The organism is Allobosea spartocytisi, assembly GCF_014764685.1.
In the GTDB taxonomy this organism is placed as follows: domain Bacteria; phylum Pseudomonadota; class Alphaproteobacteria; order Rhizobiales; family Beijerinckiaceae; genus Allobosea; species Allobosea spartocytisi.
On sequence record NZ_JACXWY010000009.1, the window covers coordinates 136790 to 148083 of the forward strand.

The 11294-nt window shown below is 66.6% G+C and carries 9 protein-coding genes; 5 read left to right on the plus strand and 4 right to left on the minus strand.

The features are described from left to right. Window positions 1–39: 39 nt before the first annotated feature. The 4 genes from IED13_RS16075 to IED13_RS16090 all read right to left on the minus strand — a co-directional run bounded on the left by IED13_RS16075 (window position 40) and on the right by IED13_RS16090 (window position 5145). A complete protein-coding gene (locus IED13_RS16075) occupies window positions 40–801 on the minus strand; it encodes an ABC transporter ATP-binding protein (protein WP_142023115.1) in 762 nt (253 codons plus the stop codon). Further along, window positions 798–1838 (minus strand): FecCD family ABC transporter permease, encoded by a 1041-nt coding sequence (locus IED13_RS16080; RefSeq protein ID WP_191124753.1) that lies wholly within the window; start codon window positions 1836–1838, stop codon window positions 798–800. Before IED13_RS16080 ends, IED13_RS16075 begins: the two co-directional genes overlap by 4 nt. After that, entirely contained in the window at window positions 1835–2857 is a 1023-nt protein-coding gene (locus IED13_RS16085) for an ABC transporter substrate-binding protein (protein ID WP_191124754.1), read from the minus strand. The genes IED13_RS16080 and IED13_RS16085 overlap by 4 nt, the downstream gene beginning before the upstream one ends. A gap of 197 nt (window positions 2858–3054) precedes the next feature. Beyond that, window positions 3055–5145: an oxidoreductase gene (locus tag IED13_RS16090; protein ID WP_191124755.1), complete on the minus strand. Its 2091-nt coding sequence runs from the start codon at window positions 5143–5145 to the stop codon at window positions 3055–3057. Between the two features lie 121 nt (window positions 5146–5266). Here IED13_RS16090 and IED13_RS16095 point away from each other — a divergent pair, with 121 nt between their 5' ends. The 5 genes from IED13_RS16095 to IED13_RS16115 all read left to right on the plus strand — a co-directional run bounded on the left by IED13_RS16095 (window position 5267) and on the right by IED13_RS16115 (window position 11194). Continuing rightward, window positions 5267–6217, plus strand: a complete 951-nt coding sequence (locus IED13_RS16095; RefSeq protein WP_191124756.1) for a LysR substrate-binding domain-containing protein — start codon at window positions 5267–5269, stop codon at window positions 6215–6217. A 253-nt stretch (window positions 6218–6470) separates the two neighbouring features. Beyond that, on the plus strand, window positions 6471–6956 hold the full coding sequence (locus IED13_RS16100; protein WP_133565569.1) for a Csu type fimbrial protein: 486 nt from the start codon (window positions 6471–6473) through the stop codon (window positions 6954–6956). 119 nt (window positions 6957–7075) lie between these two features. Then, a complete protein-coding gene (locus IED13_RS16105) occupies window positions 7076–7792 on the plus strand; it encodes a fimbrial biogenesis chaperone (protein WP_191124757.1) in 717 nt (238 codons plus the stop codon). Window positions 7793–7802: 10 nt separating this feature from the next. Next, complete coding sequence (locus tag IED13_RS16110; RefSeq protein WP_191124758.1) at window positions 7803–10232, plus strand: fimbria/pilus outer membrane usher protein; 2430 nt, start codon at window positions 7803–7805, stop codon at window positions 10230–10232. 50 nt (window positions 10233–10282) lie between these two features. Beyond that, window positions 10283–11194 carry a Csu type fimbrial protein gene (locus IED13_RS16115; RefSeq protein ID WP_191124759.1) on the plus strand — a complete coding sequence of 304 codons (912 nt, stop codon included), beginning with the start codon at window positions 10283–10285 and terminating at the stop codon, window positions 11192–11194. Window positions 11195–11294: the final 100 nt, after the last annotated feature.

The following is an 11294-nucleotide window of genomic DNA, read 5'->3' on the forward strand; positions in this document are numbered from 1 at the left end:
GCTCGCGGCAGCCTCACCCCGCAGCAGAGCGCGCCGCGGTCACCGCAGATAGTGGATATGCGGTCTGTGATGGTGAGGAGACGCCTCGACGCGCGCCTCGACTGAAAAGACCTCCCGCAGGAGCGTCTCGCTGATCACCGCGTCCGGCGGTCCGGACGCCACGATCCGGCCTTGCTGCATGACGATCACCCGGTCGCAGAACATGGCGGCGTGGTTGAGGTCGTGCAGGGCGACCACGCTGGTGATCGGCAGGCTCGCGACGAGCTTCAGCACGCCGATCTGGTGCTGGATGTCGAGATGGTTGGTCGGCTCGTCGAGGATCAGCTCGGTCGGCGTCTGTGCGAGCGCCCTGGCGATATGCGTGCGCTGCTTCTCGCCGCCCGACAGGCTCTGCCAGCGCTCGTTGCGCCGGTCCTGCATGCCGGCGCGCTGGAGCGCCTCGTCCACGGCACGGTCGTCCGCATGGGTCCAGCGGGACATCCAGGAGCGATGCGGAAATCGTCCGAGCCGGACGACATCGACGACACGGAGATTGGCGCTGGTGGTCGCATGCTGCTCGACGAAGGCGACGCGACGCGCCACCGTTCGGGCACCCAGCGATGCGAGATCGCTTCCATCCAGCAGCACGCGGCCCGATTGCGGCCGCTTCAGACCGGTCAAAAGGCGCAGGAGCGAGGTCTTGCCGGAGCCGTTGGGGCCGAGCAATCCCAGCATCCGGCCGGGCTCGGCGGCAAAGGAGACGCCGTCGACGATCGTCCTGCTTCCGATCCGCCAGACCAGATTCTCTGCCGTGATGCTCATGAGGCACGCTGCAGCCGGTAGAGGATGATCGAGAAGAACGGCACGCCGACGAGAGCGGTGACGACGCCGATCGGGAGCACCTGTTGCGGGATCAGGGCACGCGAAGCGACATCCGCCAAGACCATGAAAACCGCGCCGATCAGCACGCAGGCCGGCAGGAGCCGGACATGGAGGGGGCCGATCAGGGCCCGGGCGGTATGGGGCACGATCAAGCCGACAAAGCCGATCGAGCCGACCATGCTGACGATGGTCGCGGTCATCATCGCGGTCAGGGCAAAGAGGACGATCCGGGCCCGCCCGACATTGACGCCGAGGGAGGCGGCGGTCTCGTCGCCGAAGGCGAAAGTGTCGAGCGTCCGGGCATAGCAGAGGCAGGCGACGAGCCCGAGGCTGACGACCACCGAAACCAGCATGAACTCCGGCCAGCGCACGCCGCCGAAGCTGCCGAGAAGCCAGAACATGACGTCGCGGGCCTGCTGGGCGTTGCCGGAGGTGGTGACGATATAGGAGGTCGCGGCATTGAAGAGCTGCGAAGCCGCTACGCCCGCCAGGATGGTGCGGTCGGCGCCGCCGCGCGTGCCGTTCGAGAGCAGGGCGACGAAGCAGAAGGCGGCGAAGGCGCCGAGGAACGCGCCGCCGGACAGCGAGAGAACGCCGCCGCCCAGACCCAGGATGATGATGGCGACCGCGCCGGTCGATGCGCCCGCCGAGATGCCGAGCACATAGGGTTCCGCGAGCGGGTTGCGCAGCAGCGACTGCATGATCGCGCCGGAGAGTGCGAGGCCGGCGCCACAGAAGGCGGCGACCAGAGCGCGGCTCAAGCGGTAATCCCAGATCACCGTCTCGTAGACGCGATCGATCTCGACCGACGACCAGCCCAGCCGGTTGGTGACGGCGGCGAGCGTCGTGCCGAGCGGGATCGGCAGGTCGCCGATGCCGACGCTGAGACCGATGGCGAGTCCGATCGCCGCCAGCGATCCCAGCAGCAGGCCGGCCAGGGCCGCCTTGCCCTGGAGGGCGCCGTATTCCCCGTTCACTTCAGCAGGCCGAGCGCTTTCAACTGCTGCGCCACCTGTTCGGCGCCGTAGATCGTCCGGACGGTGGGGTTCATCGCCTGGCCATCCATGACGACGATCGCCTTGTTCCTGACGGCGGCGAGCTGGCTGACCGCCGGGTCCGTGGTCAGGAACTTGATCTTGGCCTCCGGCTTGTCGAGCTCCCAGCGGTTGCGGTCGAGGCTGGCGACGACGATCACGTCGGGCTTCGCCGCGATGATGCCTTCCCAGCCCAGCGTCGGCCATTCGGCCTCGGTCTGGATGGCGTTGCGACCGCCGAGCAGGTCGGCGATGAAGCCCGAGGCGCCGTTCTTGCCGCCGAGATAGGCGTCGGCGGAGGGAGAAGGGCTGGAGAACCAGAAGACGTAGGAGAGTTTCCGGTCGCCCGGTGTCACGCTGGCGCGCAGCGCCGCCTCACGCGCCTTGAAATCGGCGATCAGGGCCTGGCCGCGATCCGCGACGTCGAAGATCCGCGAGAGCTCGTCGATCTCCTGATAGAGCGCATCCGTGCTCCAGAGCTGGGCGCGGCTGCCATAGGCGTCCTTGCTGCCCTTCGTATCGAGACAGGTGCTGGGGGACAGATAGCTGGGAACGCCGACGCGCTCGAAATCCTCGCGCTTGGCGACCTTGCTGCTCGGACCGAGCAGCGTGGGAAGGGCGGCTGCGACGAAATCCGGCCTCTCGGCGAGGAGGCTCTCGAAGGTCGGGAACTCCACGGTCAGGAGCTTCACCTTGGCATTGGCGTCGGCAAGCTGCGGCAGGACCTTGCTTGGCCAGAAGGCGGTGCCCACCATCCTGTCCTGGAGCCCGAGTAGCAGCATGATTTCGGCGCTGTTCTGGCCGAGGCCGATGGCCCGCTGCGGAGCCTTCTGGAAGGTGATCTTCACGCCGCAATTGTCGAGCGTCAGCGGGTAGCTGTTCGGAGCTGCCGCAACCGGGGTCGCAACGCCGCCGGCGACGCAAAGCCCGACCGCGATCACAAGCGATTTGAAGCTGCCCACGCGTCATGTCCAAGGAAAGTTGTCTGTGGGGCGACCTCTTAACGGCCCTGCGAGAAAAGGGCTAGCCGAGGCCAAAACATTATAAATATTCTAAATTACGGCGACGATTTACTTTCCGACGGCGTGAACAGTGCTTCCTGTGAAGCTTCGCAAGGTCCACGCGACGATGCCATGTCCATCGTCCGGGCGCGCCCCGCTCAAAGCTTCGAGCAGAGCCGGTAGGCCTCGTAGATCGATGAATAGATGTCCCGGCTCGACACGGCGTCGCCGATGCGATGCAGAAGGAAGCTGCCGGCCGGAGGCGCTTCAGCCTCCGCATCGCCGACCATGAAAGCGGTATCGGTGACACCGTCATTGGCCGAGAGCGCTCTCAGCGCGTGATAGATCTCGGCGGCGGGCAATGTGCCGTGCTCGATGACGATCTGGCTCGCTTCGATCCGGCTTTGCGCACCGGTCAGCTCGTGGCGGAAGCTGGCCTGAAGGGCGTTGCCCCGGCGTTCGACCTTCTCCAGCCTGATCTCGGTGAAGGAGCGGATGCCAAGCTCCGCAAAGCGCTTCCTGAAGCCGGATCTGTCGATATAGGACATCTCGATGGCAAGCGCGTCGTCCGGGGTGGCGATGGAGACCGTCTTGCCCTGCTGGGCGAGATGCAGGACGCAGGACGCCGCCGCCTGCCGCCCGGTTCCATCGTAGACGAGCACGTCGTCCTTGCCCGGCACCGTTCCGGTCAGCACGTCCCAGACTGTGTCGCAGAGCTCGGCGCCCTCCAGCCAGTCGGTGTCGGGAACGCCGCCCGTGGCGATGATGACGAGGTCGGGCTCCTCGGCGCGCACCGCGTCGGCCTCGACATAGCAGTTCGTGCGGATATCGACGCCGAGCCGCGCCAATTCGCCGATCCGCCAGTCGACGATGCCGATCAGGTCGCGCCGTTCGACCGCGGCCGTTGCCACGAGCAGCTGGCCGCCGAGCCTGGGCGCCGCCTCGAACAGGATGACGGAATGGCCGCGCTCGGCGCAGACGCGGGCCGCTTCGAGGCCTGCGGGGCCGCCACCGACGACGACGGCCTTGAGGCGCCGCGAAGCCGGCTTCACCTCGTGACCGAGCACGGTCTCGCGCCCGCTGGCGGGGTTATGGATGCAGTTGACCTTCTTGTAGAGGCAGTAGGACGCCCCGACACAGGGCCTGATCCGCTCCTCATCGCCCCGGATGAGCTTGTTGACGATATGCGGGTCGGCAATGTGGGCGCGCGTCATGCCGATCAGGTCGACGATGCCCTCGCGGATCGTATGGCGGGCCGTTGCGATATCGCGGATGCCGCCGGCATGGATCAGCGGCAGCTTCGTCTCGCGGCGGAATTGCGCCACCTTGTCGAGATAGGGCGCGCTGCGCTGGAACAGGCCGGGCATGTTGTCTTCCGCCAGCGCCAGATCGGTGTCCATGCGGCCGTAGATGCAGTTGAAGTAATCGATGTGCCCCTCGCGCTCGAAGATGCGGGCGAGCTGCAGGCAATCCTCGAACCTCGATCCATCGGCGACGCCTTCGTCGATCACGAAGCGGATGCCGACCACGGCGTCGTCACCGACGCGCTTGCGAATGGCCTCATGGACCATCAGGCCGAAGCGGGCGCGGTTCTCGGGCGAGCCGCCGAAGCGATCCCTGCGCTTGTTGGTGAGCGGCGACAGGAACTGGCCGATGAGATGGCCTCCCGTCACGGTCTCGACGCCGTCGAGCCCGCCCTCCATGCAACGCAGCGCCGCATCGGCGTAATCCCGGATGATCCGCGCGATATCCGCCTCATCCATTTCCTTGGGAAAGTTGCGGTTGCGCGTCTCCCGCACGCGCGACGGCGCCAGCACCGGCAGCCAGTTCCAGCCATAGGAGGTGGCACGGCGGCCGAGATGCGAGACCTGGCACATCACGGCTGCGCCATGGCCGTGGATGCGCGCCGATAATTGCGCCAGATGCGGAATGATGCGGTCGCTGGAGAGATCGAGCTGGCCGCCGCCCCAGCTGGAGTCGGGGGAGGTCATCGCCGAGCCGCCGATCATCGTCATGGCGAGCCCGCCGCGGGCCTTTTCCTCATGGTAGCGCTGATAGCGCTCCAGCGGCAGCCCGCCATCGTCGAGCATGGAGGCGTGGCTGGTGCTGACGATGCGATTCCGGAAACGCAGTTTCTTGATCGCGAACGCCTCGAGAAGCGGGTCGAGGCTTGCACCGGGCGCTGGAGCGGCGGTTAGCTGTGCTGCACTCACCGAATTGTCCTCGTCAAAGCCAAAGCCTATACGCATGCGTGATGACAGCTGCGAAGCTGCGCTGCCGCTGTCATATGGCTGATCTCCCTGCGATCCTGCGGCAGATGCCGGAAGCGGAGTAGATTGAAAAAAGCTTGGCGAGAGATACGCTGAGCGTATGGCTCTTCTTCCTCACCTGGTTCCGTCGGCGCGCGGGCTGCTGATCTTCGAGGCCGCGGCACGCACCGGCAGCTTCACGGCGACGGCGGCCGAGTTCAATGTCACCCAACCCTCGATCAGCCGCAGCGTCGCCGAGCTGGAGGCGGCCATCGGGGTCAAGCTCTTCGAACGCCGCGCGCGTGGAATCGAGCTGACCATTGACGGGCGCGCGCTCCATGACGTCCTCGGTGAGGCCGTCACCCGTATTGCCGAGACCATCGAGGCGATCCAGCGTCGCAAGAGTTCGACGAAGCCTGTCGTCACGCTTTCGATGTCGAGCTCTTTCGTGGCCCATTGGCTGCTGCCGCGTCTCAGCGAGTTCAATGCGGCATTCCCGCAGGTCGATATCCGCTTCGATCTGGTTCCGGGCGTCCTGCGCGGCATCCCGGACAATGTCGATCTCGCCACCCGCATCGTCGCCGACGACGATGAAAGCTTTCATCGCTGGTCTTTCGCGCCCGAGATCATTTTCCCGGTGTGCAGCCCGGCCTATCTCAGCGCCCGCGGCCCGCTCGACCATAAGGGCGATGGGGCCGGACATGTGTTCCTGTGGCTGACGGACCACGCGACCCCCAAATGGGCCAAGGAATGGGGCAACGTCGTCCATCGCGGCACGTCCCGTGGCGTCTGGCACGAATTCACGGATTACTCCGTCATTCTCCAGGCCGCTCTCAACGGCGAGGGCATCGCGCTCGGCTGGGTCAGCGTCATCGCGAGCATGCTGTTGAAGGGCATGCTGGTGCCCGCCTCGGATCTCGTCATCCGCACCGGCCAGCACCATAGCCTGGTCGCGCCCCGGTCCAAGCCCCTGAGCCCCGTCGTCGTCGAGATCGCTCTCTGGCTCCAGGCCGGGATTGCGAAAGAGCTCGATGCGCTTGCCGGCATGGATGGCCTGTCCATCGGAAGCTGATCGTAGGAGCCGGCGGCGGACCGGTTTCGCTTCAGAAAAGCAGGGCGTCGACGTCGTTGGGGGCCGCTTCCGCCGGAACGAGGCGCAGCAGCGCTGCGGGCCTCGTTCCGAGGATTGCAGGCCGCGTGAGGTGCGTGAACGGACGCCGGCGCCAGCACGCTCAGGTTGCGATGTTAAGCATCCATTAACCAAGCTGGCCCAATACTCCTATTGTATCGACTTGCCTAAATTCCTGACAATGGATGTTTTCATTATGGCAAGAATACATTTCGTTCCGGCAGTACTGATAGCTTCCCTTGTGTCAAGTGCCTCGAATGCGGCCACGGCTACGGGCAATTTCCAGGTTCAGATCAATATCCAGGCTACCTGCATTGTTGTCAGTGCCTCGGATCTTAACTTCGGCAACGCCGGCGTCCTTTCGGCGAATGTCGATTCGACGAGTACTATCAGCGTCCAGTGCACGGCCACGACGCCTTATTCCATCGGGCTCAACCAGGGCGTGAATGGTGGCTCCGTCACGACGCGCCAAATGGCGGGGACCGGCGGCCTGATCAATTACGCGCTTTTCCGTGACGCCGGCCGAACCCAGAACTGGGGATCGACCATCGCGACGGATACCGTTGCCGGGATCGGGAGCGGCGCGGCGCAGAACTATACCGTCTACGGCCGGGTTCCGCCCCAAACCACCCCCGCGCCGGCGCTCTACACCGACACCATCACGGTGACGGTGACCTACTGACCGGCGCAATTGCGCTCGCCTGCCGCCGACGATCGACCAGGCCTAACCGAAGGAGGCGCGACGGAGCTGCATGCGCAGCGCCGATCCCTGCCGCTGTGCCGGAACAGAAGGAAACCCGCATGAAGAGCGCGGTCATCGGAATTGGTTTTGCAAGCCTCATCGCCGGAGTGGCGGATGCGGCTTCCCTGCAGGTCGCCCCCGTGCTGCTGGACCTCCCGGCGCCCGGAAACACGGCGACGATCACCCTGCGCAACACGGATGTCGAACCGATCACCGCCCAGATCCGCGTCTTTCGCTGGATCCAGCGCGACGGAGCCGAACGGCTTGAGCCCGTGGACGACGTCGTGGCCAGCCCGCCGGTCGTTCAGCTGCGTTCCCGTCAGGATTACACGGTCCGGATCGTCCGGGTGACGGGGCAGCCCGTCGCGCGAGAGGAGGCGTATCGGCTGGTCATCGACGAATTGCCCAAGCCGAACCGCACGCCCGGAACCGTGGCTCTGGTCATGCGCCATGTGGTGCCCGTCTTCTTCAGCCGGAAATCCGCTTCGCCCGCCTCGGTCGCCTGGTCGGTCAGCCGCCATGACAAGGGCTTGACCCTGAGCGCGGTGAACAGCGGAGAAAGGCGCGCACGCTTCGCCGCGATCACGATCCGCGACGCCTCCGGAAAGGTGGTGTCCGAGACGAAGGGGCTTCTCGGCTATTCGCTCGGCGGTTCGTCGATGCAATGGGTCCTTCCCTCGTCGCCGTCAGCGAGGTCGGGCGCGCGGTTCACGATTTCCGGCATGACCGACATTGGCTCGTTCAATGCGCCGCTGCCGGTGTCCGCCAGCCGCTAGGTTCGCAGCCATGGCGATGCTGGTGCTTGGATCGGCGTGCTGGGCTGCGAACCCCGCTCGAGGCGAGGACGGTGCCGGCCGCGAGCTGCATCTCGATGTTCTTCTCGACGGCCAGGCGATCGGCCTGATCGGCGCCTTTCGTCAAAATCCTCGCGGTGACATCCTGGCGCTTCGCAAGGAGCTGGAGGAGCTTGGCGTCAAGGTCCCCGGTGCCTTCAAGGCGGCGGACGAGGTCGCCCTGCTCGCCATTCCCGGCCTGACCTTCCGCTATGACGAGGCGGCGCAGCGGATCGATATCAGGCTGCCGCCGGAGGGGCGCCTGCCCAAGACCTACGACGCGCAGCCTTCCAGCGCCACGCCCGCGCCGAAGCCCGAGCGCGGCAGCACCGGTGCCGTCCTCAACTACACGCTCTTCGGAACATCCGAGGACAAGCAATTGGGCAGCTTCTGGCGCTATCCCACCCTGTCCGCGACGCTCGACGCGCGACTGTTCAGCCCCATCGGCGTGATCTCGCAGACCGGGATCCTGAGCGACCGGTCGCTTGCGGGGGGATCGACCGAAGCGCTCCGCCTGGAGACGAGCTGGACCTATTCCGACCCGGAGACCCTGCTGACCTACCGCGCTGGCGACCTGATCTCGAGCGGCTTGGCATGGACCCGCCCCGTCCGCCTGGGCGGCCTACAGTTCCAGCGGAATTTCGGGCTGCGTCCAGACCTGATCACGCTGCCGCTGCCCAGCGTCACGGGTTCCGCGGCGGTGCCGTCGACGGTCGACGTGTTCGTCAACGGCGCGAAGGCCATTTCACAGGATGTCGGCAGCGGCCCGTTCCGCATCACCAACATCCCCATCCTCACCGGCAACGGCAATGCCAGCGTCGTCGTGCGCGATGCCTCGGGCCGGCAGAGCGAGTCGAGCCTGCCCTTCGTCGTGTCCAGCAATCTGCTCCGGCCCGGCCTGTTCGACTTTTCCGCCGAGCTTGGCCTGCCGCGGCTGCAATACGGCCTGCGGTCCAACCTCTATGGCGACGATGTCGCGGGATCGGCAAGCGCGCGCTATGGCATCACCGACACCGTCACGGTGGTCGCTCATGGCGAGGGGACGCGCGGGCTCGGCATGGGCAGCGTCGGCGGTGTCTTCGGCCTCGGTCGCTACGGTGTCCTGACCGCGGCGGGCGCCGGCAGTTGGAACGATGGCCGCATTGGCGGCCAATCCTATGTTTCGTTCGAGACGCAGCTTTGGGGGGTGTCCTTCATGGCCGCGTCCCAGAGGACCTTCGGAGCCTACAGGGATCTGGCCGCGGTCAGCGGCGTTCCGTTCCCGGGGCTGGGCGGCGGCGTCACCGACTATGTCGCGACGGCGGGCTCGCCGACGCTGAGCGGCGACAGATGGGAGCGGATGCTTCTGCCGCCGCGCGCGCTCGACAGGGTCTCGATCGGCGTGCCGGTGCCGCTGCTGGGCGGAGCGGTCAGCCTCGGCTTCGCCCATGTGAAGCCGGCGCTGGGGCGCGCCAACCGGATCGTGAATGCGAGCTATACGCGGCCGCTCTGGGGTGGCGGCTCATTCTACGCCACCTTCTACACCGATCTGGCGGATCGCAGTTCCGCTGGCGTTTTCGCCGGGCTGTCGTTTCCGTTCGGGAGCGACATCACCTCCTCGGCGGGCGCCAGCCGCACGGGCTCGACCTGGTCGCTCGCGGCCGACGTCAACAAGCCCATCGGCCAGGAGATCGGAAGCGTCGGCTGGCGCATCCGCGATGTCGAAGGACCGTCCGGACAGACGCGGCGGGCGGCGTCCGTCGCCTATCGCGGCGCCGCCGGCCAGATCGAGGCCGGCGTGGCGCAGGGCGACGGAGGCTTCACCGGGACGATGCAGCTCGACGGCTCGGTGGCGATCGCGGGGGGCAGCGTCTTCGCCGGCAACCGGATCGACGATGCGTTCGCCGTGGCGAAGGTCGGCGTCCCCGGCGTCGACGTGCTGTTCGAGAACCGGGTGGTCGCCCGCACCGACGCATCCGGCAGCGCGCTCATCCCGACGCTGCGATCCTATCAGGCCAACAAGATTTCGATCGACCCCCGCGACCTGCCGGTCGATGCGTCCTCGGAGACCACGGTCGAATTGCGCGCCCCGTCGGATCGGGCCGGCGTGATCGTCGATTTCGGCGTCAGGTCGATGAGCAACGCGGCGATCGTCATCCTTCAGGACGCGGCGGGGCGCCCCTTGCGCGTCGGGGCGACGGGCGCGCTTCAGCCCGGCCTCAGGGGGACGAGCGCCGCCGCGCCGGAATTCACGGTGGGCTATGACGGCCGAGCCTTCATCGAGAACCTGTCGGCGGATAACGAGGTGGTCGTGCGGCTCGAGGCGGGATCCTGCCATGCGCGGTTTCCCTTCGCGCCCCGGGACAAGGCGCAAGTCTCGATCGGGCCGGTCCGATGCCAATAGCGCGCAGTCTGCTGTGGCTGTGCCTCTGGACCATGCTCGCGGCGGCAGGGATGCTGCCGGCGGCCCGGCCGGCGAGCGCTCAATCCTGCTCCTTGAGCATCACGCCCCTGGCCTTTGGCGATGTCGACGTCACGGCCAATGCGCAGGTGAACGGAACGGCCACGGCCACGGTCTCCTGCTCGGGTACAATCTTGCCGGTGGGAGTCTGCATAGAGCTGGGGCCCGGCAGCGGCGGCGGCACGAATGCGGCGAATCGCACCCTCGTCAACGGCGCCAACCAGCTCCGTTACGGCCTGTTCTCCGATGCGGCGGCGAGTGTCCCCTGGGGATCGGGGGCGTGGGCGGCAGGAGGCGCATCGCCCGTTGGCTTCAATCTGTCCATGCCCGGCGGCACCGGCAGCCGCAGCGTCACGATCTATGGCCGCGTCTATAGCGGCCAGGCCACGGCTGCGCCGGTGCCTTACAGCAGCAGTTTTTCCGGCGCCGATGCGCAGATCCGCTATGGGCTCCTCTCCTTCCTGCTCGGATGCAATCTGCTGACGGTCACCCAGACAGCGAGCTTCAACGTCACGGCGAACGTGCCGCCGACCTGCAGGGTCACGACCAGCGACCTGAATTTCGGGCCGGTCGGCGTCCTGACTGCCCCCCATGATGCCTTCACCAGCCTGGCGCCGACCTGCACGAACGGAACCGCCTATCAGATCGGACTCGATGGCGGCCTGTCGGGCGCCACCAATCCGACGCTGCGGCGCATGGTCAAGGGGGGCGAGGGGATCACCTATGGCCTCTACCGGGATACGGGGCGCACCCAGGCGTTCGGAAACACGCTCGGTGCCAATACCCTGGCGGGGCTGGGATCGGGCCTGGCACAGACGACATTCGTCTATGGGCGCGTGCCGGCTCAGGCGACGCCGTCACCGGGCGCCTATGCCGATACGATCCAGGCGACGGTCACCTATTGAGCGCCCGCTCCGTCGTCGAACGCCGCCGGCGGCCAGTGGGTCGGGGCAATTCCAACTCTGTAATTGCTAATAAATCGCACTTGCAAATTGTGAGGGCTTC